General features: G+C 42.7%; 24 protein-coding genes and 3 pseudogenes. All 27 read right to left on the bottom strand.

Annotated elements, in window-relative coordinates; translation table 11 throughout:
• Positions 1-163: 163 nt before the first annotated feature.
• Positions 164-1,813, bottom strand: a complete 1,650-nt coding sequence (locus KV40_RS24915; protein WP_172657337.1) for an alpha/beta hydrolase — start codon at positions 1,811-1,813, stop codon at positions 164-166.
• A 563-nt stretch (positions 1,814-2,376) separates the two neighbouring features.
• On the bottom strand, positions 2,377-3,129 hold the full coding sequence (locus KV40_RS24910; protein ID WP_036487056.1) for a glucose 1-dehydrogenase: 753 nt from the start codon (positions 3,127-3,129) through the stop codon (positions 2,377-2,379).
• Positions 3,130-3,371: 242 nt separating this feature from the next.
• Complete coding sequence (locus tag KV40_RS24905) at positions 3,372-3,992, bottom strand: FMN-dependent NADH-azoreductase (protein ID WP_036487039.1); 621 nt, start codon at positions 3,990-3,992, stop codon at positions 3,372-3,374.
• Positions 3,993-4,051: 59 nt separating this feature from the next.
• The gene (locus KV40_RS24900; protein ID WP_036487038.1) at positions 4,052-4,453 is read right to left on the bottom strand and encodes a RidA family protein; all 402 of its coding nucleotides are present in this window, start codon (positions 4,451-4,453) and stop codon (positions 4,052-4,054) included.
• 144 nt (positions 4,454-4,597) lie between these two features.
• Positions 4,598-4,723, bottom strand: a complete 126-nt coding sequence (locus KV40_RS37440; protein WP_216595712.1) for an AraC family transcriptional regulator — start codon at positions 4,721-4,723, stop codon at positions 4,598-4,600.
• Entirely contained in the window at positions 4,671-4,904 is a 234-nt protein-coding gene (locus KV40_RS24895; RefSeq protein ID WP_216595711.1) for an AraC family transcriptional regulator, read from the bottom strand. Before KV40_RS24895 ends, KV40_RS37440 begins: the two co-directional genes overlap by 53 nt.
• Positions 4,905-5,055: 151 nt before the next feature.
• Positions 5,056-5,274 (bottom strand): hypothetical protein, encoded by a 219-nt coding sequence (locus KV40_RS24890; RefSeq protein WP_036487037.1) that lies wholly within the window; start codon positions 5,272-5,274, stop codon positions 5,056-5,058.
• Between the two features lie 79 nt (positions 5,275-5,353).
• Positions 5,354-6,247 carry a pirin family protein gene (locus KV40_RS24885; protein WP_036487035.1) on the bottom strand — a complete coding sequence of 298 codons (894 nt, stop codon included), beginning with the start codon at positions 6,245-6,247 and terminating at the stop codon, positions 5,354-5,356.
• Between the two features lie 45 nt (positions 6,248-6,292).
• On the bottom strand, positions 6,293-6,853 hold the full coding sequence (locus tag KV40_RS24880; RefSeq protein ID WP_036487033.1) for an antibiotic biosynthesis monooxygenase: 561 nt from the start codon (positions 6,851-6,853) through the stop codon (positions 6,293-6,295).
• A gap of 33 nt (positions 6,854-6,886) precedes the next feature.
• Positions 6,887-8,416: an iron uptake porin gene (locus tag KV40_RS24875; RefSeq protein ID WP_052055935.1), complete on the bottom strand. Its 1,530-nt coding sequence runs from the start codon at positions 8,414-8,416 to the stop codon at positions 6,887-6,889.
• Positions 8,417-8,551: 135 nt separating this feature from the next.
• Positions 8,552-10,522 carry an amidohydrolase gene (locus KV40_RS24870; protein ID WP_081942931.1) on the bottom strand — a complete coding sequence of 657 codons (1,971 nt, stop codon included), beginning with the start codon at positions 10,520-10,522 and terminating at the stop codon, positions 8,552-8,554.
• Positions 10,523-10,525: 3 nt separating this feature from the next.
• Complete coding sequence (locus KV40_RS24865; RefSeq protein ID WP_036487031.1) at positions 10,526-11,188, bottom strand: hydrolase; 663 nt, start codon at positions 11,186-11,188, stop codon at positions 10,526-10,528.
• 118 nt (positions 11,189-11,306) lie between these two features.
• Positions 11,307-11,975, bottom strand: coding sequence for a hydrolase (locus KV40_RS24860; protein ID WP_036487029.1), 669 nt, complete (start codon positions 11,973-11,975; stop codon positions 11,307-11,309).
• Between the two features lie 316 nt (positions 11,976-12,291).
• Complete coding sequence (locus tag KV40_RS24855) at positions 12,292-12,510, bottom strand: hypothetical protein (RefSeq protein ID WP_052055939.1); 219 nt, start codon at positions 12,508-12,510, stop codon at positions 12,292-12,294.
• 118 nt (positions 12,511-12,628) lie between these two features.
• Positions 12,629-13,566: pseudogene (locus KV40_RS36815) on the bottom strand (DUF5996 family protein).
• 41 nt (positions 13,567-13,607) lie between these two features.
• Positions 13,608-14,324, bottom strand: a complete 717-nt coding sequence (locus KV40_RS24845) for a pirin family protein (protein ID WP_036487025.1) — start codon at positions 14,322-14,324, stop codon at positions 13,608-13,610.
• A gap of 101 nt (positions 14,325-14,425) precedes the next feature.
• Positions 14,426-15,184 carry a flavodoxin family protein gene (locus KV40_RS24840; RefSeq protein ID WP_036487023.1) on the bottom strand — a complete coding sequence of 253 codons (759 nt, stop codon included), beginning with the start codon at positions 15,182-15,184 and terminating at the stop codon, positions 14,426-14,428.
• A 320-nt stretch (positions 15,185-15,504) separates the two neighbouring features.
• Entirely contained in the window at positions 15,505-16,473 is a 969-nt protein-coding gene (locus KV40_RS24835) for a zinc-dependent alcohol dehydrogenase family protein (RefSeq protein WP_036487021.1), read from the bottom strand.
• 77 nt (positions 16,474-16,550) lie between these two features.
• Positions 16,551-16,937: a nuclear transport factor 2 family protein gene (locus KV40_RS24830; protein ID WP_036487052.1), complete on the bottom strand. Its 387-nt coding sequence runs from the start codon at positions 16,935-16,937 to the stop codon at positions 16,551-16,553.
• Between the two features lie 129 nt (positions 16,938-17,066).
• Complete coding sequence (locus KV40_RS24825) at positions 17,067-17,819, bottom strand: SDR family oxidoreductase (RefSeq protein WP_036487019.1); 753 nt, start codon at positions 17,817-17,819, stop codon at positions 17,067-17,069.
• 133 nt (positions 17,820-17,952) lie between these two features.
• Positions 17,953-18,157 (bottom strand): annotated as a pseudogene (locus tag KV40_RS37435) (hydrolase); the annotation flags it as partial.
• 126 nt (positions 18,158-18,283) lie between these two features.
• Positions 18,284-19,120: an alpha/beta fold hydrolase gene (locus tag KV40_RS24820; protein ID WP_036487018.1), complete on the bottom strand. Its 837-nt coding sequence runs from the start codon at positions 19,118-19,120 to the stop codon at positions 18,284-18,286.
• A gap of 406 nt (positions 19,121-19,526) precedes the next feature.
• Positions 19,527-21,228, bottom strand: a pseudogene (locus KV40_RS24815) (IS1182 family transposase).
• A gap of 189 nt (positions 21,229-21,417) precedes the next feature.
• A complete protein-coding gene (locus tag KV40_RS24810) occupies positions 21,418-22,524 on the bottom strand; it encodes an alkene reductase (protein WP_036487017.1) in 1,107 nt (368 codons plus the stop codon).
• A 71-nt stretch (positions 22,525-22,595) separates the two neighbouring features.
• Positions 22,596-23,192 (bottom strand): DsbA family protein, encoded by a 597-nt coding sequence (locus KV40_RS24805; protein WP_036487016.1) that lies wholly within the window; start codon positions 23,190-23,192, stop codon positions 22,596-22,598.
• A gap of 120 nt (positions 23,193-23,312) precedes the next feature.
• Positions 23,313-23,732, bottom strand: coding sequence for a RidA family protein (locus tag KV40_RS24800; RefSeq protein ID WP_036487015.1), 420 nt, complete (start codon positions 23,730-23,732; stop codon positions 23,313-23,315).
• A gap of 88 nt (positions 23,733-23,820) precedes the next feature.
• Positions 23,821-24,120 (bottom strand): hypothetical protein, encoded by a 300-nt coding sequence (locus tag KV40_RS24795; protein WP_052055934.1) that lies wholly within the window; start codon positions 24,118-24,120, stop codon positions 23,821-23,823.
• Positions 24,121-24,163: the final 43 nt, after the last annotated feature.

Raw genomic sequence — 24,163 nt, 5'->3', positions numbered from 1 at the left:
AAAAATTCAAAGGTCTTGCATCAGTCTTAATTCTCTCAAAGCTCGATGCAACAATTAAATATAGAGCGATTATGGCAAAGATAAATCAAATACACACTGCTTCTCAACAAGATATTTTAATCGCTTTCACATCTTTACTACACTACCTAATATTGTTCCGCAATCAATTCTGGGACACGTAGCGAAGCACAGACGCAAAGCGTCTTAGCGCGCTGGCGCGCGTTTGGGCGAAAGCCCTGTCCGAAAGCTTATCGCTATTTAAAGAACGGATTATAGTCAAAGGAAGTTGTTCTTTGCTCACTGTTTTGGCATAAGAGTCAGTTAAATAGTTGCTAAACTCTTGTTGTTGGGCTACATAAGTTTGAAAAAAAGCCACGCTCAAAAACTTAAGATACGAACGAGCTAATGCCAAATGCAAATCTTCTATCTGTGAAGATAATTCGGCATTAGCATTATTTGTGTCTTGTTCGTCAATAAAGGAAAAATGAGTACTATTTTTAACCAAAACTAAATATTTTTGGCTGTCTGACAGCCAGGTAAATGGCTTGAGCTGTTCGTCTAAAGCAGGTGCAAACAAATCTTTATCTCCAGCCACAATCGCTAAAGGAACTTTTAATCGATTCATTCCAGCTCGATCGAATATAGGATTACTTACAGGATTAATCGCGATCGCTGCGATAATTCTCGAATCAGATAAATCCGTATTAGGTGGAGTTGCAGTACTACTCTGACACTGCCAGTATACTGCGGGATTAAGATTAATTTGTTCGCGACTTCTCCATTGGGCACACTTTCTCTGCACCTGCTGCCAGTTTACCTTAGCTCCTGCGATCGCCAATGAAGTATAGCCTCCTAAAGATTGACCGATAACACCAACCTTTTGCAAATCGAGCTTGTTTTGCCACAGGCGATCGTTTTGGGATTTTTGTTCTATTTCATCTAGCAACAGAGTAATTATTTTCGGCTGTTCGATCCATTCATTATCCGATGGCGGTGTATCTAACTTATTTAAAACAGCATTAACTCGTGTAGCATTAGTCCCAGGAAAATTTAAAGTCGCTACCCCAAAACCATAAGAAGCCAAATGTCTGGCAATATATCCAAACTCTTGCCAATTAGTGTTTAATCCTGGAGCAATTACAATTAACGGCGCAGGTTGGTGGGAATCCACAGGTAAGTAAACTACTCCCTGAATTCGGCGATTGCTAATGTAAGCAGTAACTTGATTTTGGTTGGGTTCGATTGTCAAAAACTCTCGATGCCATTTTTTTGTATCAGCTTGACTTAAATCTACTAAAGAATTAAGCTCTAAAGAATTAACATATTCTGCCTTGGCGATTTCTTCATTTTCTAAGATCTGAAATACCTTTTCTGTATCTACTAAAATTTTGTTAGCTTCATCAACCGCTTCAATAATCCGATCGATGTTTAGCTTTAGAGTCTTAGTACTATAAAGACGCAAAACATCTAGCACCTTTAGTCCTCCTTGCGATTTGTTGGCAGCTAAAATCAGCGAGGCTTTCAGAGCAGGCAAGCTTACCTTAGTAGGAGAATTGATGATTTTAGCAATTTCCTTAATTAATTCTTTACCAATAGGTAAGTTAAGAAAAACATTTGCATTGACTCGATTGACATCAAAGCTATGATTTAATAAATATCTCAACTTTGCTAAATTTTCTGGGCTAACACGCTTGGCATAATAATTGAACTTAGGAGTAATCTTAACTTCTTGGGCAAATGTTTCTAGATCGGCAACAGAAATGTAAAACTCGCCAAAAATTCCGTAGTTAAAAGCCAAGCGATCCGCACTCACTGCGGGTAAAATCGAGGTGGTTAAGATAAAGCTACAGCAGATTAAGATTAAAAAATAAGTACGTAAAAATTTATATTGTTTGTACCAAGCGCGCGGAAAATAGCATTTGCTAATAAAATTAAAAGCGCGTAATTTAACTTGGCATAATGACAATTTCATTATTCTCAGAGACTATTTGTAAAAAGAAAATAGAGTGTAAAAGTTTAAAATAAATCATAAAAAGAAAGACATTAAGACTATAAAAGTTCAAGATGACTTGCAAATGTTGTCTTTCAGTCTTGAATGATTTGAAGTAGAAAATTGTAGGCGAAGAGAAATAGATTAAAGAGAAATTGTCAACGCCATCTTATATCTACTCTCTTGAGGATTGTAAATGGCAATCGCTTCATAGCTATGTTCGGCAAGTGATAGGCAACTTTGGGCAGAGGTTGATAATTTATTAGATACTTAATTGCGGTTGCATGAGTTTGTCTTTTTTCTTGGTCAAACTTTTGAAATTCTCGATCGATTAAGCATAACGACTCAAATCATTAGCTGCAAAGAAACTCGGACACAGCACCCATTTAGATTTGTGCCATGCCACCATCGACAAATAGCTCAATGCCGTTGACAAAGCTGCTGTCATCTGAAGCCAGAAAGACAACGGCTTTGGCGATCTCGTCGGGCGTGCCGACTCTTCCCAGCGGGATACTGATGGCTTCGCTATCTATGAATGTCTGTAACTCCTCATCACTCAGTCCAAAGCGATCGTAACCAGGAGTCGGAACCGTGCCAGGACTAATAGCATTCACCCGAATTTTGCGTTCTTTAAGGTCGAGTATCCAGTTGCGGGCAAACGAGCGCACGGCAGCCTTGGTAGCGCTATAAACGCTGAAGGCTGGGATGCCTCTGATAGAAGCAGTTGAGGCATTCAAGATGATGGAAGCACCCTCTGGTAATAGCGGCAGTGCCTTCTGCACAGTGAAAAGTAGACCCTTGACATTAGTGTTGAATGTTTTGTCAAAGTGTTCTTCGGTAATCGATCTGAGCGGGATGGGTTGTCCAACGCCAGCATTGGCAAAGATTATATCCAAGTGACCTTGCTCTTGCTCGATTGTGGCGTAAAGACGGTCGAGGTCTGCCAGATTTGAGACATCGCCCTGAATGCCAGTAACGTTCTTACCGATTTCTTTCACAGCGGCATCGAGTTCAGTCTGACGACGACCCGTAATGAAAACATAGGCACCTTCGGCGACAAAATGTTTAGCAGTGGCAAGACCGATGCCGCTGGTGCCGCCAGTAACAAGTGCAACTTTTTCTAAGAGTTTTTGTGACATAATACTTTTTCGGTTGAGTTTAAGGTAATAATCCATTCTTGGTTTTAGATAGTAGGTGCTGTGAGCAACCGATGTTGGGTTCTCGGTCATTCCTAAACTGATTAGATTTTCTATCTATCGCCAATGCACTGAGTTTTAATGCTTAACTTCTTTTAGATTCTTATGGTGAAAAGCGAACTTGCTTTGACTGGAGTAACTTACTTGTAAAAAGCAATGTCTGCGATCTTTTTAGCCAGCTGGTACTACCAACTGCCTACTAACGCTTGAATTTTAGACCGTGCTTCGTTTAGCCCCCGTTTTCGTGCGTCATCTCCCAGATCTAAACCATTGGCATGAATGAACTGAATATCAGTGACACCCATGAATTGAAAAGGATAACGGAGTGCAGGTTCCTGAGCATCCCATCCTTCATAGGGAGAACCCGATCCAAACTCAACGCCTCGTGAGGTAATGAACAACACTTTCTTACCATTCGCAAATCCTTTAAATTGACCATTTTCATCGCTGAATGTGCGATTCACACGAACAATGTGGTCGATGTAGGCTTTGAAGTTGGATGGAATGCTGAAGTTATACATTGGCACGCTGAAAACACATCTATCTGCTGCCAAAAATTCATCCACTAACTCGTCGGAAAACTTCAGCAGTTCAGCCATTTCTGGAGTCAGTGCTTCTGGAGGAGTAAAGTAAGCTGCAATCCAGTCTTCGGTGACGTGAGGAACTGGAGTTTGTCTTAGATCGCGATAGGCGATCGCATCATCAGGATGTCGGTCTTGCCACGCCGTGATGAACTCTTTAGCTAATTGGCGAGATTTAGAACGCTCGCCTCTTGGACTTGAATCGATATGCAGAATGCTTGCCATAGTGCCTCAATCAGAAACTTTAATTTCATCTAGACAGTAAGCTACCGCTGATGCAAAACTTAAGGAACAATTGCAGTAGCGCGAATTTCAATCCGCATCGTTGGCAGTGCAAGCGCCGCGACACCTAGCTCTGTCCAAATTGGGGCATGATTGGGCATGTAATGACGAAATAGCTTGACCATCACATCGTTAACCTCTGGGGGAAACCCTCCAACATGGTAAGAATTTACGTGGACAACATGCTCCCAACCCGCATCGGCAGTTGCCAAGGTTCGCTCTATGTTCCTAAATGCCTGAGCAATCTCGTCCGCGAGCGATTCGGGAATTTGCAGATCGTCATCCCAGCCGCCTTGTCCTGATATCTCCACTCGATTGCCAATTTTTAGCGCTTGCGAGTAATGTAATTCATTCAGCATGCGTTCCCCATAGCCAGGGGTGACAAAAAATTTGGGCTTACTCATTTTGTTCCTTTATTTTAGTACAGTTGATATTTTTTTGAAACACTATTGTGTTTCTTTTAGCATCACGTTTGTTGCATCGATCTAAAGTATACTGAGTTCTAAGTTTCGATTTCTTTCAAATTCTTATGGTGATTTATCAGATTCTTATGATGAAAGGCGAATTTGCTTTGGTGTTACTCCAGTCAATCGCTTAAACCATTGCGTCAGAGGGCTTTGACTAGAGAAGCCGACTTGTAAGGCGATGTCTGCGATCGCCAAATCCGTTTTCATCAGCATCTATTTTCGCCCTTTCCACCCGCTGCTGAATCGCGTACTGATGAGGAGAGATTCCCATTGCTTGTTTGAACAAACTGGCAAAATAAGTAGGGCTGATATTAATTACACTTGCTAATTCAGCCAAAGACAAACCTCGATTCAGATAAGCTTGGATGTAATCGATCGCCTGCTGCAACTAGGTGCGAGTGAAGCTGCTGTTTTGTGATGCGATCGGTTGTGTTAGGGTCGAATAGTGTCGTAGTAAATGAATCACCAGGATTTGAGTGAGTGATTCGACATATAATTGCCCCATCATCCCACCCGATCTCAACTCAGCTAAAAGCAGCTCAGTCAGTAGTCGCTCGTTCAGCAGAACTGCTTCCGTCTATTAATTCTACGTTATCGATTCCATCAGCCTGTAATGGATAAGATTGCTTCAGCAACTCAGCGACTTCTTGCGCGATCGCGATCGGGGCATGATTGACGTTAGAGTCGTGGAGAGAATCAGTTTGAGGGATAACCTCATGATCGAAATCATTCTTGCTCTGTAATTTTAAATGCGTCATAAGGCTATTCTCAATGAAATGCTGATTTGGGTACTGTTGCAAAAACTTGAGACGGAATTGTAGTATTTAACAAATGCTCTCAGCTCAAAGGTTGTGGTCTTGCAGTTTCTTCTTCAGGGAGTGGAATAAATTCGGTTTCTTGTGGTACTAGAGGAAATTTACCCGATTGCCAATCTTGTTTAGCTTGTTCGATTCGCTCTTGGCGACTGGAGACAAAGTTCCACCATTTATGGCGTTCTCCTACAGGTTCACCACCAATAACTATACATCTAGCATCGGTTTTGGCAGTTATTTCCACTTCATTTTTAGGGGCAAGGATTGCCATTCGGTGTTGTTCTAGCTCTTTGCCATCGATAATAATTTCTGGTGTAACGCTATAAATTGCTCGTTCGCTGTACTCGGCAAGAAGCCTAAATTTGCCTCCTGAAGTAAAAACTAGATCGAGATAAATAGTAGGGGAGAGAGTTTCAACGGGAGAAAGCTTACCACTTGTTTCTCCTGCAATGAGAGTAATTTTCACTCCGTTCTCCGTCCAGGTTGGAATATCTGCACTCTTGTAATGACGAAACCAAGGTTCGCTCTCTTCATCTGATTCGGGTAAAGCCACCCAAATTTGAATTGCATGAAGAGTACTTTTAATAGCGCGATCGCTATCTGGACTTCTTTCCGAGTGAACGATTCCCGTTCCCGCACTCATCCAGTTAACTGCACCAGGCTGAATTTCACGAACGCTGCCAAGGCTATCGCGATGCAGTAATGCACCCTCAAACAGATAAGTAACCGTTGCTAAATTGATATGAGGATGTGGTCTGACATCTACCCCCTCGCCAGGAAGAAATACGGCAGGACCTAAATGGTCGAAGAAAATGAACGAGCCAACCATCATCCGTTCATTATGGGGTAAGCTACGACGAGCGTTGAATCCGCCTAAATCTTTGATGTGGGGAGTAAGTATTTGAGTAATATTAGTCATAAGAACAAACAGCAGGTATGGATTATTTGATTTTGAATACAAATTTTATGATGGGTGAAGCCATTCATGAAACAGGCGGGTTAATCTGGGCATTACTACATAAGCCAACAACAAAACTACTATTGCAGTAATAATTGCTTGACGCAATAGATAGGGTAAACCTGCCAAGTACGGGGCAACAAAATGACCTAGAGTAGATACACATATAAAAACCCCAATCCAGGTAACAAAGGCAGTCTTATATTTAGGAGGTGGAGTTGAGGCGACATTTGGCAGAGATACTAAGGCTTCTAATCCTGTTAAAACTTGCACATTTTCAGGCTTTTCGGTTAAGGGTTTAGCTCGCTCGATCCAATCTCGACGTTCGGGCGATCGCATCCATTGACGAAGATTATTATAATTATTAAAACGTAAAATAATTGCATATTCACCACCAGAGCTAGATTTTGGTCTGAGGATAGTTACTCCGTTATGACCTTCAAATTTTCTCGCAGTTTGGGATATTCCTTGCAGCCACTCTTCGTAACCCGTTTCTCGATCGGGACGTATATAGTGAGAAATAATTGCCGTAACCTGTTGATTTTGAAGATTTGTTTCGGTATTCATCAGCCTAATCAGATTTTAGTTTTATCAAAAGAATTAAAAAGAAAACGTCGTCCGTACAGTTCCCATATAAATGGTGTCATTACTATCGTTATGTTCGGGATTAAAAATCACCAAAAATCCAGGAGTTACAGAAATGCGATCGCTGGCGGGAAAACGATAAAACAATTCCAAATTGAGGGCGGGATCGGGATCTTCAATTCCTGCAAACTCGTTCTCGATTAATTTGGGGGGTTGACCAAAAACCACCCCCGTTAAATCCCCTTCTTTAGCGAAATCGGTTACGGCAAAGGTAGCAGCATAGTATAAAATTTCTGCTGTAGGTTTATCTTCGAGGTCTTGAGCGACGGCACGTACCCAGCCAGCCCAACCACCAAGAAATATTTGAGAGTTAATTTGCCAGTTGGTAATAAAGCCAAAAGAATCTGCGCTAATACTATCGCTGCTATCACCAAAAGGAGCGTTCGTGTTTTGTCCACCTGCATTGATGTCAACAGCATTATATGAACGGGAATAAGCCAGAGCTATTTGACCAGAATCGGTAGGTTTCCAAGTAAACTGACCCAAAGCAGTAAATTCTCCGTCAAATAATCCAGAACCATCTTCGGGTGAAGCTGCATCTTCAGCTAAATAAACGGCAGACAGATTAAACTGCGAACTAATATCGTAGCTAATGCCTGCTCCAGTCCCCCCAATATTTTCCCGATAGATAGGACTGCGAACTCCAAACAAAAAAGGAGAACCTGTAGCATCACTTCCCAACAAGGGATTAGCAACATCAACTACGTCAAAAATTGTACCCACTGAAAGTAAAGTTATCTCGATCTCGTCTGCTACTGGAAATTGATAGAATAACTGGTCGACTTCGAGCTGGTTGTCAGTATCATTATCAAAGCTCAAACGAGTCATATTGGTACCCGTAGCAGAGCTTAGATTTTGAACATTACCTGCTAACAATCTGACTCGCAACAAATCTTGACCTGTGAAGCTAGTATTTAAAAACAAGCGAATACGATTGCTGAAAGTAAAATTATTGTCGATTTCTTCTGAATCTTCAGTTGACTCTCCTGCGGGAATTGCTTTATCGTCTCTGAAGGCAGCAGTTGTGGCAAAGATAACCTGACCGCTTAATTTTGTTGTAGTGGAGAACTGCTCATCTTCTAATACGCTAACTCGCTTATCTAATCGATCTATTTTTGAGGCAATCGTCTCTAACTCCGAGGCAAAATCTCGTTGTAATCTGCTTAAGGTTTCAAAATCCTCTTGAGGGAAGGATCGGCGATCTAATTCAACTTTCGTTAACAGAGCGTTCAAGGCTGCTGCAAATTCATAGCGACTTAGAGAGCGATCTCCTCTAAAAGTTCCGTCTTCATAACCTTGAGGAAAGCCATATCGTTCGATTAAATTTTGCAAAGCAGAATAAGCCCAGTCTGTGGGACGAACATCTTGTAAATCTCGGACGTTTGTAATTTGTTGATTTTCTGTATACTGAGTAGGTTGTCGAGCTAAAACTTTAGTGCCTAATCCGCTTAATAAGGTAAAGTAGCAAATGGACAGTCCAGTCAAGCAGAATCGAGATAGCAAGTAGCAAGTTTTAAAGGATGTCTCTTTGTATAAAGCAATTGGAAGTAAGACCCATAGCTTTGGTATCTGTTGTTTGACTTTCACTCTAAAAACTCCTGTTTCTTATCTCAATGAGGTTTAGTAACAGCAAGCGCAAGCCATACCTCCCCAGAAACGAGATAGACTACCCGATCTACTAAGAGAAGAAAGATTGAAATTGTGCTGGTTCGGCGGATTCGCGATCGCCTTTGTGACAGATTGCTGTTGGTTGGCGGTTAGTAAAGTAACCTTGGAATCATTGTGATAACCGCCGAAATACTTCACGGGCGACCAATTGGGACTTACAGGTAAAGGTGGCGGAGACAAATTGCTGAATTCTTCAGTGGCGTAGACGGGTTTGCCATCGACAATAGTAAGCACAGATTCGAGGTGTTTGATTCTCTCTTTTGGTACAGAGAAATAATCTTCTGAAAGCACGGCTAAATCTGCTAATTGACCTGGAACGATCGAGCCTTTGTTGCCTTCTTGATTGTCAAACCAGGCAGTAGCCTTCGTATACATTCTCAACGCATCCATGCGGTCAAAGCGATTTGCTTCGGGATAAAGACTCATTCCGCCTACTGTCTTGCCCGAAACCAGCCAATACAAACCCACCCAGGGATTGTAGCTAGCAACTCTTGTGCCGTCTGTCCCTCCCGATACGGGAATATCCATTGCCAGCATCTTTTTAATTGGGGGAGTATGATTTGCAGCCTCAGCACCATAGCGGTCTACAAAGTATTCTCCTTGATAAGCCATGCGATGTTGAATGGCAATACCTCCCCCTAACGCTTTGACTCGTTCGAGATTGCGATCGCTAATGGTTTCAGCATGGTCTAAAATCCAGTGCATCCCCTCAAAAGGCACTGCGCGATTGACATTTTCAAAGACATTTAAAAAACGGGAGATAGACTCGTCATAGGTTGCATGGAGTCTAAAGGGCCATTGATTTTCTGCCAGAAGCTGAATAACTCCCGTTAATTCTGTCTCCATTTTGGCAGCAAGATCGGGGCGAGGTTCGGTAAAGTCTTCAAAATCCGCAGCCGAAAAAACTAACATTTCTCCCGCACCGTTAAGGCGATAAAAGTCGTCTCCCTGTGCTGGATTGGCAATATTAATCCAACGTTCAAAATCGGCTTTTTCTTCTCCAGGGTTTTGGGTAAACAGGTTATAAGCAATTCGCACCGTCATTAAACCATCTTTATGGAGGCGGTCGATAACCTGATAATCATTGGGGTAGTTTTGTCCCCCACCACCAGCATCAATAACGCTAGTAAGACCCAGACGATTCATTTCTCGCATATAGTGGCGACTGGAATTGATTTGGTCTTCTAAGCCTAAAACCGGTCCTTGAGCGATCGCAGCATATAAAATTGTGGCGTTGGGTTTAGCAATCAGCATTCCTGTAGGATTACCATTACTATCTTTTTCAATGACAGAATTAGGAGGGGGTGTGGTATTGCGATCGATCCCTAATGCTCTTAATGCTGCGCCGTTGAGTAAAGCGCGGTTGTAGAGATTGAGAATAAATACGGGTACATCTTGAGAAACCGCATTGATTTCTGCCAGAGTGGGCATTCTTTTTTCGGCAAACTGAAACTCATTCCAACCGCCAATCACTCTGACCCATTGTGGAGCAGGAGTTCTACGAGCCTGTTCTTTAAGCATTTGCAAGGCATCGGCTAGAGAAGGAACGCCATCCCAGCGCAGTTCCATGTTGTAGTTCAAACCACCGCGAATCAGGTGAGTGTGACTATCATTTAATCCTGGTATTACGGTACGTCGATTGAGATTAATAACTTGGGTATTATCACTTCGATAAGCCATCACCTCTTTTTCCGTTCCTACAGCCAGAAAGCGATTATCTTTGATTGCTAGGGCTTCGGCAAAAGAACGTTTCTCGTCTTGGGTGGCAATAGTAGCATTGTGAAGAATTAAATCTGCTGGATTGGTAGCAGGTTCGGGAGGATTTTGTCCCCAAGATTTTCTATCTAGTAAGTAAGTCGAAAATCCTGCTGCTAAAGCCCACTTAAAAAAATCACGTCTTTTAGTCTTGCGATAATTATTCATTATTTAACTAAGGATCTTGTTCGTAGGTTTGCTGCGTTGGGGAGCTTTGTGCACCATTGTGTAAGCGTAGTCCACGCCCATTCCATAAGCTCCGCTGTGTTCTTTAACTACAGCTAGAGTTGTGTCGTAAGTTTCTTTTCGCGCCCAATCTCGTTGCCATTCTAAAAGTACTTGTTGCCAGGTTACTGGCACAACTCCTGCCTGAATCATCCGATTCATAGACGCACGATGAGCCATTTCGCTCGTACCACCACAAGCATCTTCCACGACATACAGTTCATAATCATCAGCCATAGCGGAGAAGGCGCACATATTAATACAAACTTCCGTCCATAATCCCGAAAGAATTAATTTTTTACGACCAGTTGCAGCTACAGTATCTCTAACCTTTTGGTCATCCCAAGAGTTCATACTGGTTCTTTCCAATACATCATTATCGGGAAAAACTTCTAAAATTTCGGGCCACATATAACCGCTAAAGCTTTCCGTTTCTACACTGGTGAGAATTGTCGGAACTTTGAATACTTTGGCACTTTTTAGCAGCGCGACAACGTTATTTTTCAAAGTCTGTCGATCTATACTGACCACCCCAAAAGCCATCTGAGGTTGATGGTCGATGATTAATAGTGTGGAATTTTGAGGAGTTAGAAGTTCAATTTTGCTCATCAGTATTTTTGCTATTTAATATTGTCTATGGTTGTTTTCTAAAAAGATTCGTATTTTATCTTTTTCAAAATGCTGTCTCCTGTTTTGCTTGTTGCTTCCGTAGAGGAAACCTCAAGTATTAATGTCCACCTGAGGTCACTAAAGGAGGTGTTGTTGCCAAGAGCTGATGTTCCCATGCAAGGGCCACCGCACTAGCACCGCCATGCTCGAGAATAATATCTGAGACACCCGCAGTTGTTTCTGTGCGTGCCCAGTCACGTTGCCATTCAGCAAGTACAGCCATCCAGTTGATTGGAATTGCACCAGCCTGAACCATACGGCGAACAGCCATGTCATGAGCTTCCGCAGTAACACCGCCCGAAGCATCGGTAACGATGAACACTTCATAACCCTCACCAAGCGCCTGAATTGCTGGCATTGCGAGACAGATCTCGGTGTAAAGTGCAGCAAGTATAAGTTGCTTGCGTCCACTTTTCTTCACTACATCTGTAACGTTTGGATCTTCCCATGTATTGATGAAAGTGCGGTCGATCGGTTTTCGATCGGGAAAAACATCCTGTAGTCCCTTAATGATATAACCCCCTCTTTCTTCAATTACTGTGGTAAGGATTGTTGGTACGTCGAACACCTTTGCCGATTTGGCAAGACCAATAACATTGTTAACGATCGTCGTAGGTTCATGGCTGTTCAAGTTGGCAAACTGATAGGGCTGGTGGTCAATAAGTACCAGGATACTATCTTCTGGACGAAGCAGTCCTTCTAAGCCTATTTTTGGATTTTTAGACATAGCTATAGATTTCTATTTAGAGATTGATGGTTGCAGAATTTTCTTGACTGATAGTAACGTAAGACAATGAAATCTTCTGTGGATACTGCTTTAGATTCTTGTCTGATTTAACTTAAATATAATGTGTTCTAATGCTCGATTTCTTTCAGATTCTTATGGTGTTTTGTCAAATTCTTATGGTGTTAGCGAATCTGCTTGGGTGTCATTCCAGTGAGGCGCTATGAAATCAATAAAATTCTGACAATTGTTTAGTCGCCATTTGAGAATTACAGCTTACAACGGCTGTTCTTTGATTTTCAATCCTTCAATCACGCTTTTAGCCAGCGATCGCTCGTTCAGCAGAACTGCTTCCGTCTATTAATCCTATGCTATCGATTCCATCAGCCTGTAATGGATAGGATTGCTTCAGCAACTCAGCGACTTCTTGCGCGATCGCAATCAGGGCATGATTAACCTTAGAGTCATGGAGACAATCAGTCTGAGGGATAACCTCATGGTCGAAATCATTCTTGCTCTGTAATTTTAAATGCGTCATAAGGCTATTCTCAATGAAATACTGATTTGGGTACTGTTGCCAAAATTTGAGTCGAAGTTGTAGCATTTAACAAATGTAGATTGCTACCAGAATAGATGAACTCAAAATTGTAAACCTTTTAGTCTAAACTCCGTTCTAGGGCGACTCGATTCCAATTACTTAAGTTAGCTGCCGCTTTATAAGTGCTTTCGAGGAATGCCAGTAGCTTGTCGTCTGGTGATGAGGCTGTTCTTACAGCTTCGTAAGGCAGGATAAATTCTCCCCAGTCGGTATTGTAATAAGCCTCTTCTGGTCGAACGACGTAATTTTTAAATCCTTCAGGTTCGGGATAGGCATAAGCGTAGAAAGCTGGTTCTCCCAAACCCGCACCAGGCCAAAATCCGCAGCTACTGACTTCATGGGAATAAGCCTCAACCATTACAGAACGGGCAACATTAGGCACTCCAGGATGTTTCGGTGCAGTACGATCTGAAAAGCGCGTCACGGCGAGATCGAAAGCTCCAAAAAAAAATGTACTGGGCTGACTTTTCCAATAAAGCGAGAGCGAAACTGTTTCAAAACTCGATCTACCTGAACTAAAACTTTCCAGAAACGCTGTGCGTATTCTCGGTCGTAGGAATTATGTTTAGTGTCTCGTTAAAAGGGAGTAAGATCTGGAATTTCAACTGGGGTAGTCCAAATATTAACCTCTATTCCCAGAGAATGAAGAGCGTTCATTGTTTCTCCATAGAATTCGGCTACAGAGACAGGTCTGAGTTCGAGCGAGCGAATTTCTCCACTATCTTTAATGATTTGCATTTTATGAGCGAGAAAATCAAAATCGATTTGAAAAATATTCGATTTATAGGTAATTGGTGAGGTTGTCAGACCTGTAGCGGTGACATAAAGAGGCACTTCCCAACAATGATTTATCTTCGGAGTCAGTTTTAGTCGAATTTTACCTACGATCTGCGTCCAAAGATGGAGAGTACTACAAGTATCCTGCCATGTTTCCCAGGGCAGACTCGGCCAAATATCTTGTTGAGAAGCAGTGTGTATTTGATTTATCTTTGCCATAATCTGTCTAAATTTAATTGTTGCACCGAGCTTTGAGAGAATTAAGCTAGGTCGAAGAGCAAAATTTCTGCGCCAATATCAGTAGTAAGTTCTAGTCGCTCTGGAGTATTAATTTGTACTCCGTCACCTGCTCTTAGTATTTCACCATTCAGTTCCACTATGCCCAGGGCTATTTGTAGCCAAGCATAGCGATGAGAGCGAACTTCATAAGCTATCTCGTCCCCAGCAGCCATTACAGAGGCATACAAATAGACATCTTGATAGATAGTAACTGCTCCGTCTTGTCCCTCTGGCGCAGCAATAAGGCGTAGTTTACCCTGCTTTTCTTCAGCAGGAAAATTCCGTTGTTCGTATCTTGGTTCAATACCCGTTCGATTGGGTTTAATCCAAATTTGCAGCAAGTGAATGGCTTCAGTTTGAGAATGATTGAATTCGCTGTGAGTAATTCCCGTACCAGCACTCATAATTTGCACATCTCCTGGCTTAATAACCGAGCCAGTCCCCAAGCTATCCTGATGCTCTAACGCGCCTGCAAGTATGTAAGAAATAATTTCCATATCTTGATGACTATGAGCGGGAAACCCTGCACCTGGAACTACTCGATCCTCATTAATGACTCTTAGACTACGAAATCCCATACGGTTAGGGTCGTAAAAATCGCTAAAAGAAAAGGTATAGCGGCTATCGAGCAAACCTGTTTGTGTATGACCGCGTACATTGCGATCGTGAATGAGATGCTTAATAGTTTCGTTGTTCATTTTTAACTCCTAAAAAAACGATTGAGTCTTGGTACTGCTTATTCAATAATTGGGCGCGATCGCAACTTATTACTCAGGTTTTCTTTCGAGGCTAAAACTTCCTATACTTTGTGTTCTGGGTTTTTAAAATCACTCTTACAACCTGCATCCCAAACTTCAGGTTGGTTTCCGTAAGCAGGAATTCCACCATTATCTTTCAACATTCTTGCCAAATGCATACAGTTCCAAGCTAAGAAAGTTGTATTTCTGTTAGTAAAATCGTTTTCAGGGCCACCAGAACCAGGATCTAGATAAGAAGGACCAGGACCGACTTCTCCTAGCCATCCTGCATCAGCTTGTGGTGGAATTGTACAACCAATATGAGAAAGAGAAAATAAAATATTCATCGCGCAATGTTTAATCCCATCTTCGTTACCAGTGATTAAGGTTGCACCGACTTTTCCATAATCTCGATATTGTCCTTTTTCGTTTAAAACATGAGTGTAACCGTACATTCTTTCTAAAACTCGATTACAAACAGAACTTTTTTCTCCAAGCCAAACTGAGGTACACAATACCAAAATATCAGTTTCATCAATTTTTTGTTGAATTATGGGCCAATCGTCTTTGTCCCATTCATCTGTCTCGGACATATCTAGCCCAAGTCCTGCTGGTATTTCCCAATCTACAGGTCGCATGACTTTAGTTTGAACTCCATTGGCTTCAAAGATATTTTTAGCAATATCAATTACCCCCTCAGTATGAGATAAAATAGGAGTTCTATTCAGAGTGCAGTTCAAAAAAAGAACCTTGAGATCGTCATATTTTGCTGGTGCATTTTGACACTGATTTTCAGTTATTTGTTTTAGCTGTTTTGACATTGTTGTCCAAATTTTTTTTTGAGTGTGAAAATAATTTAATACTTCTCAGATTCAATATTTACTTTGCAGACACGCCCTGGCGTGTGAGCTTGACTCAACGAGGTGAATTACAGGGTTTTTTCACAAGTCAGAAATGCGGCAGATTTTGTGTTCGGTGCATTACACTGTCGCTAATGCACTCTACTGGCTGATGTGTCTCTGCAAGACTGTGAGAATGCCCCAAGGATTAGGTCGGTTTTCTTCTGTTTCAATCAATATTGACCTTCAGCACACAATCAAACTCCGATTCGTTTAGCAATCATCAGCGCCGTAAAGTTAGTCTAATTTTCTGTAAATTTCAGCACAATTTTGCCCCGTGTTCCTCCCTGTTCTAGACGCTGATGTGCCAGAACGACCCGATCCCAAGACAATACTGAATCAATCACTGGGCGAAGCCGATCCCGCTCGATTAGCTTTGTCAAAGCCTCTAATTTTGCTCGGTATTGGGGTGAAAAAACAAAATGAATCGTCAGATTCTTACCCCATGCCTCAAGAAGCGATTGCGGGATTGCAATGTCTACAATGCTTGTAAGCCGACCGAAAGGACGAATGATTTCTAGACTACGCTGAATTGTTTCTCCGCCGATCGTATCTAGAACTAAATCCACACCCAGTCCATTTGTTTCTTGACGAATGACTTCTACGTAATCTTCATTTTTGTAATCAATCACTCGATCTGCGCCTAGTTTTGTCACGAAATCTCGGTTTCTAGAACTACATGTTGTAAAAACGTATGCCCCTATTGCTTTGGCGATTTGAATTGCAATCGAACCCACTCCACCCGCACCCGCATGGATGAGAACTGTTTCACCGACTTGTAGATTGCCCCTAGTCACCAGACAATCCCAAGCAGTTCCGCCTGCAAGCGGAAAAGAAGCTGCTTCAATGTGCGACAGATTTGCAGGCTTCAAGGCAACAATCGCTGCATCAGCCACATGATACTGAGCGTAGCTACCGAATTCTCCAAAAATTTGCGGCGAGTAATATACGTTGTCTCCCACCTTGAAATCAGTCACAGCTTCGCCAATTGCCTCAATCACCCCTGAAACATCAACTCCAAGGATGGCGGGTAATCGAACCAGTTCCTTGTAATCACCCCGACGAGTTTGGTAATCGACCGGGTTAATCGAGGTTGCACAAACTCTGACTAACACCTGATTCCCCTTCAGCGTTGGTATGGGAACAGTTTGAATCTCAAACTTCTCAGCATCACCAAATGCAGTTAATATGGCTGCTTTCATAGATTCCATCTGCGCTAACTCTCCTTAATTTAGAATAAACAGTACCGTTGTACAAACTAGCCTTCACCCTACCAACACTCAACTGTTTAGAACATCGTGTTATCGTTGGCTGACGCTTTCGGGATAGTCTGAAGCACGTCCCAATGCTCGACTATCTTGCCTTTATCATCCAGGCGGAAAATGTCGATGCCTGCCCAGTCGTTGTTGTCTGGCCATTGTTGGTAGCAATGCAAGACTACATAATCGCTTTCAGCGAAGACGCGCTTAAACTGGACGCACTTGCCCGGATATTCCTTAGCCATCCTCTCGAAATATTCGATGAAAGCCTGCTTTCCGTCGGCCACCGCTGGGTTGTGCTGGATGTACACATCGCCGACATATTTCTCGATGGCTTCTGCGGGCTGACACTGATTGAACATCAGGTCATAAAATGCTGTGACCGTCTGTTTGTTCTGCTCGAGTTTATCTGTCATCTGTTCCATACCTCACATCACCCAAAACGCACAATGGCTCAAATCATCGGCGACAAAGAAACTCGAACGCAGCGCTAGCGGCTTTAAACCGTCTGCTGCATTGTTAGCTGGTGTGAACACAGCATCTTCTTAGATTTGTGCCATGCCACCATCGACGAATAGCTCAATGCCGTTGACAAAGCTGCTGTCATCTGAAGCAAGAAAGACAACGGCTTTGGCGATCTCATCAGGCGTGCCAACTCGTCCCAATGGGATATTGTTGGCTTCGCTCTTCACAAATTCTTTCACCTGCTCTTCACTGAGTCCCAAGAGATTGTAAGCGGGAGTCGGAATGGTACCAGGGCTGACCGCATTCACTCGAATCTGGCGGTCTTTGAGGTCGAGTATCCAGTTGCGGGCAAATGAGCGCACGGCAGCCTTGGTAGCGCTATAAACGCTGAAGGCTGGGGTACCTCTGATGGAAGTAGTTGAGGCATTCAGGATGATGGAGGCACCCTCCGGCATCAGTGGCAATGCCTTCTGCACGGTGAACAGTAGACCCTTGACATTGGTGTTGAATGTTTTGTCAAAGTGTTCCTCGGTAATTGAACCCAGTGGAACAAATTCGCCACTGCCAGCATTCGCAAAGATTATATCTAAGTGACCTTGCTCTTGCTCGATCGTGGTGTAAAGCGGATTGAGGTCTGCCAGATTGGAGACATCGCTCTGAATGCCTATAATGTTATTACCAATCTCGTTTACAGCGGCATCAAGTTCAGTCTGACGACGACCCGTGATAAAGACATAGGCACCTTCGGCGACAAATCGCTTAGCAGTGGCAAGTCCGATGCCGCTGGTGCCGCCAGTGATGAGTGCAACTTTTTCTGGGAGTTTTTGTAACATAGTGTTTTACTGCGTATGTGATTACTAATGCGATCGTCAAATCGGCAATTTACTTAACCAATAAGCCCGCGAATCGCTTCGCCCTGATGACACATGCAGGGTCGGTCGAGTGCAGCGTCGGGTTATCCTGCCGCCCGCTCCGCCTGATGAATTCAGCGAGGATTGTGGGTACGTTGAACGCCTTTGCCGATTTGGCAAGATCAACAACATTGTTAACGATTGTCGTCGGTTCATAGCTGTTCAAATTGGTGAATTGATAAGGCTGATTCAATCAGTACCAGGATGCTATCTTCTGGACGAAGCAATCCTTCTAGTCCAATTTTTGAATTTTTAGACATCGCTATAAGCTCCCATTCAATGTTTACTTTGCAGAATTTACTATGTAGACATGCCCTCTCATGTGAACCCGATCGACGGATGAATCACAGGTTTTTTTACCAGTCAGAAATGCGGCAGATTACTGACTATTCCTTCTGAAGAAAGTTCAGCAACAAGGGATTGACTCGATCGGCGTGAGTCCAGTTGATGGCGTGCGGCCCGCCAGGGATAATCTCAAGCTGACTGTTTTTAATCAGTTTCGGGAGTCTGGCGGCGGTGGACTCAAGCGGCAAAATGCGATCGGCATCGCCATGAATAATCAGAGTTGGCACGTCAATTCGAGGCAAATCGTTGCGGAAATCGGTGAGCCAGGACGGTACACAATCCAGAGTCCCTTTAGCAGAAGCCCCTGCTGCCACATTCCAACTTGCCTGAATGGCATAGTTGCTGATGCGTTCGCCCAGCAGCACATCCACGTTAAAAAATTCTCTAAAAAACTCAGAAAAGTAGGCTGGACGGTCTTTGACGATCGCTTTCATAATGCCATCGAAAACACTTTGGTCAACGCCTTCGGGATTATCATCGGTCTTCAGTAAGAAAGGTGGCACGGGAGCCATCAGCACGGCTTTCTGCACCCGCTCTGAGCCATACTTGCCAAGATAGCGCGTGACTTCACCTGTTCCCATTGAGAAACCAACCAGCACAGCATCATGCAAATCCAGTTTGGTCATCAGCACGTTTAGATCTGCGGCAAAGGTATTGTAGTCATAGCCAAATGAGGGTTGGCTAGAAGCACCAAATCCTCGGCGGTCGTAGGCGATCGTTCGATACCCCGCATCTAGCAGCACTAAGACCTGCTTTTCCCACGAATGACCGTTGAGGGGAAATCCATGAATGAGGACAATTGGTTGACCTGTCCCAAGATCTTCGTAGTAGAGATCGATGGTTGCCGAATTTTCTTGACCGACAGTAACGTAAGACATTGCTATCTCCTCCTAATGCTGCATCAAATTTTTGTTTGATTTAACTTAACTGTAGTGATTTCTAATGCTCGGTTTCTTTCAGATTCTTATGATGTTTTGTCAGATTCTTATGAAGTTAGCGAACCTGTTTTGGTGTTGCTCCAGTAAGTCGCTTGAAGTTTTGTGTTAGGGGTTTGAGTAGCAATTGATACTGCTGACGAACTTAACAATACCGTTCAGGCGATCGCTGTATCAATAAAACTGTAGTCTATTTGGTACGCTTTAAAGTAACGACGCTATTAGGGTTTGAACTACCCACGAACGGGAGGGTTTAAATGGTACAGAAGGTAGCTATAAACTTGTCGAATTTCAACTACCGATCACTCTTAAGAAAAGCGATCGCCTAGTCAGATAAATACAGTTCTGACTAATTAGGAGCTAACTTGGCAAAAGAAGATATACGAGTTTTAGCTAGTGGAACACCTTCATACCAAGCAAACAAACGAATCGCATTCATCGCAGTTGCGGTCAGAATATGTTGTAGATGGACTTTGCTCAAACCTACATAACGACATTGACGCAAACCAAAACTACGAACGCCCTGAGAGATAGTGCCTTCAACTCCAGCTCGTTGATTATATTTTGTTGACCATGTTTTTGCTTCTTGCTGTTTGCGCCTTTTGGTTATGGCAAGATGTTCCTTTTGACGACGTAAGGTGAGTTCTCTCGGCTCTTGTTTCGAACGAGTGCAAAGATGACGAAATTGACAATCTCGACAAGCAGCCCTAGGAAATTTCACTCTGATTACTTCATTTCCCCATCGATCTACAAGAAGAGTCCATTTTTTGGTGCTTTTAACTCCTTGGGGGCAAGTAACTCGTTGGTTTTTCCAATTAATTTTAAACTTGCTTAAATCATAACCATCAGGGATTTTAGACTGCCAGCTTACATTTTCGCGGACTGGTCCAATTAATTCTAGGTCATACTTTTGCTTACTTTTTACCAACAAAGCACCGTCTACATAACCAGCATCAACTATATGCTGAGATGGTAATAACTCTTTATCAGCCAAAGATTGATGAACTGATTCAGTTTGGTCTACATCGGCTAAATGAGCTTCTGTCGTTTGAACATTGGTAATCAGATGAACTCGCTCTTTGTCGCAAGTTTCAGTCAGATGAACCTTGTAGCCAAGCCAAGTGGTGTCTCGTTTGTTGCCATAACGAGCTTTGAGATCGTAGGGAGAATTACTTCTAATTCCTGCTGGTGGTAAATCTTTATGGCTACGCCAATGAAGTTGACCGTTATCAATCCAGTATTGGTGTACCCAAGTAATTCTCAGAGTTTCGATTGCTGGAATTTTCTTAAGCCATTGAGGTGTGGTCGGATCGTCGTAAATAGAAGCCAAAATTTTCATGCCATCTCGTCCAATTATTTGAGCATAATCATTACGAGCATTTGTACCTCTTGGCAATCGAGATTCTTCAACAGGTTTGCTGTAACGGTCGAACCAGTCAGGAGCGACTAAATTCGATAACCAATCTGGATGAATTACAGCTAACGCATTTAAAGCGGATCTCAAAGTTTCACCGACATATTCGAGACGATTCAAGTTACAAATTGCTGCCAGGATATGAGTAGAATCAGTTCGGGCTTTTCCTTTGGCTTTTATCAATTGAAGTTTCTGACAACGTTCTAGGAGTTTATCCAATATCAGTTTTTCTTTGCCCCCATTAAGCAATCGAGAACGAAATAAAGTCAGTACGGAAGAATCAAAACTCCCTTCGCTCAACTCCATTCTCCCAAAGCATATTTCCAATCAATTCGGGCAGCGACGGCTTCTACTGTTCCTCTGTCAGATAAATTAGCCATGTACTGCATTACACAGATCAAAGCTAAACGCCCAGGATGTAGAGCTGGTTGACCTTCAAATGAAGCGCAAAGCAAGGCTTTGCCAGTCGTCGCTAGACGACGATCTGCGCGTACGCGCTGCGTTCAGCAAAGTCCTCATCGTCATAAAATGTCCCTAATTTATCTCTCAGGGTCATGTATATATTTCCTTTAGGAAAAGCTTTTCGGGCTATTTCTTTGGTGAGAGATGGGATAGATTTGATGCCATGCGGATGCAGAACCATAATAAATGACTCTCCCAGAACTTTTGTTATTATTTACAAGCTCAATTTAGGTTATTTTGAGCGTGGGTGAGCCATTAAATTTTTAGCGTTAGCGATCGCCCTACTGGTATTTGTTAAGTTCATCAGCAGTATCAATTGCTACTCAAACGCCCTGTACGCCAATCTAATCAGTAATTAATGTAATCACGACCCTTCTTTGTAAGTAGGAAAATCAGTATAACCTTCTGCACCAGGGGAATACCAAATACCCATCTCCGCATCGGGATTTAGTTTCCAGTTGTTGGCAAAACGATCTACTAGATCGGGGTTGCTGATATATAGTCTACCAAATGCCACTAAATCAGCATTTCCCGAGGCGATCGCTTGTTCGGCTGAGTGGCGATCGTAACCGCAGTTACCTATTAACACCCCATCATAGATTTTTCTAAATTCAGCGATGGTCATAGGTTCTCCTAACTCATGAAAGCCAAAAGCCAAACCATCAACCAGGTGCAAATATGCTAATTTATAGTTATTTAGTTGTCCAACAATATAGGTAAAAGCGTCACGGTAGTCAGGCGAACCCATGTCGTTAAAATTACCGTTGGGAGAAAGTCTAACTCCTACACTTCCCGCATCCCAAACAGTTAATACTGCTTCTAGCACCTCTTTTAAAAAGCGATAGCGATTTTCAATACTGTCACCATATTTATCGGTGCGCTGATTTGTTCTCGACTGTAAAAACTCATCAATTAGATAGCCGTTTGCCCCGTGAATTTCTACGCCATCAAAACCCGATTCTTTGGCATTTGCTGCTGCTTGACGATATTCCTCAATTACTCTGGGAATTTCCTGGGTTTCTAAAGCTCTAGGTATTTCGTAGGGCTTTTTACCGTCAAGTGTGTGGGCTTGGGCTCCCTCAATTTTGATTGCCGATGGAGCGATGGGAAGCTGATTATTCGGCTGAAAACTGCTGTGGGATGCTCTACCCGTATGCCATAGTTGCAAAAAAATTGGCGTTCCCTGGGCGTGTACCGCATTAACTACCTCTTTCCATGCTTCTATTTGTTCGGAAATATAAATTCCTGGACTATGACTCCAGCCATAACCTTGTAGAGAGATCGCAGTACCTTCAGAAACAATTAAGCCCGCACCCGTACGTTGAGCATAATATTCTGTCATCAAGGAATTAGGAGTTCTTTCTTCTCCTGCTCGTCCGCGAGTCATAGGAGCCATTACGACACGATTCTTTAAAGATAAGCTTTTCTCTAAAGGACTAAGAAGATGGGGTACGTTGGTTGTTGATGTCATATTTTTTAGATACTTGATGATTTAGCGTTGATAAATTCCGACTAATCTAGCTTGTGCAGTCATTTCGAGCGTCAATTCGCTTTTGCTACCTCGATCGCTTGTTGTAAGTTTTCTTTTCGAGGCATACCTGGGAATATTTGTTCTCCAATTACCAATGTAGGTACAGAAGTTACTCCTACTGATTCACAAGCGTGTTTCAAAGCCTGCTGATGAATAGCTTTATATCTACGTTCAATTAAAGCCTGCTTGAATTCTTGTTTTGGCAAACCAATTTCTTCTGCCAATTGTACGAGTACTTCAAGTTCTCCAATATCACGATCTTCTTGGAAAAAAGCTTTTAGTACTTTGTTGTTATAAGCCTCTGCCTTGCCATGTGCTTTGGCAAATTGATAACCTTCAAAAGCCAAGTGAGTATATGGCTGTGGCGAAATACTAGGTAATTGAATAGAAATTTCCATTGCTTCTGCCAGGGGATAAACAGACTGTTGCCATACTCTCGGTAGGTAATCGTCTTCAGGTTTGAGCGTAGGTGTAGGATAGGGTCTTAACTCGAAAGGCATCCACTCTATTTCTACCTCTTGTTCTTTGGCAACTTCATCTAAAGTCTGTTTTGCCAAAAAGCAGTAAGGACACACGTAGTCCAAGTAAACTTCAATTTTAATACTCATTTCCAGCCTATTCTAAATAGTTGTGAACAAATGTAGCTGTCATTGCGCTTTCACTAACTGCGGAAGTAATTGGTATTGTCAGCTTAAGTAAACAAGAGCGGAAAATCCTTAATCAACTTCTCAACCTACGTCGCGACGCACCTCGTTCACTACAGCAATTGCTTCGATTTCAATCTTTGCTTCGGGCGTGTAGAGGCTGGAAACTTCGACAATGCTATCGGCTGGATAGGGAGGGCTGAAATACTTGCGGCGGAGTTCGACAATTTCATCAAAGTTGCTCATGTCCGTTAGAAAGATGGTCACTTTGGCGACGTTGTTGAGGTTGGAGCCGCCAGCTATAAGCGCACGCTCGAGGTTTGAAAATGCCTGCTCACCTTGAGCGCGGAAACCACCAGCAACAATCTGTCCGTTATCAGCATAACCAGCTTGTCCTGAAATGAACACTAAGTCTCCAACCTGAATGCCTTGGGATAAAAGAAAGGGTTGATAAGGGTCAGGCTCGGTCGAAATCTGTTTGAGGGTCACGTTAAATTTCTTCATGGTAGTTCTTATTGATGTTAATGGGAAGATTCTTTCGTTACTTCAATTTTCAATACAGTCGTCATCTGTGTGCTGTCCCGCTAAGGGGCTACTGGAAACCAGGCTTCAGGCTCTGGATACTCAAAATAATTTCCCAGATTACATTTTTGAACTGAGCAAAACAGACTTTAATTGCATATTCAGCAGACTGCCATTTGTAAGTCTGTTCTGTAACAGTTTCAGCATTAAAGGTGTAGACTCGCCAGGGGCCAATACCCAACTGGACAAACCCTGCCATCGTTTGCTGATAATCGCGAGTAACGATACAAATTTCGATAACATCGCCCAGAAAACTATTCGAGAGTTGGGAGGTGTTGATGACCTTAATTGTGTCTAAGTCTGATTCCATAATTTCTTTAAGAAATTCACTTCCTTCTCAAAGTAGCAAGGGA

This window comes from Myxosarcina sp. GI1, from assembly GCF_000756305.1.
Lineage (GTDB): Bacteria > Cyanobacteriota > Cyanobacteriia > Cyanobacteriales > Xenococcaceae > Myxosarcina.
The sequence above is the reverse complement of the archived record's forward strand: the minus strand, read 5'-3'. Positions and strand labels throughout refer to the sequence as shown.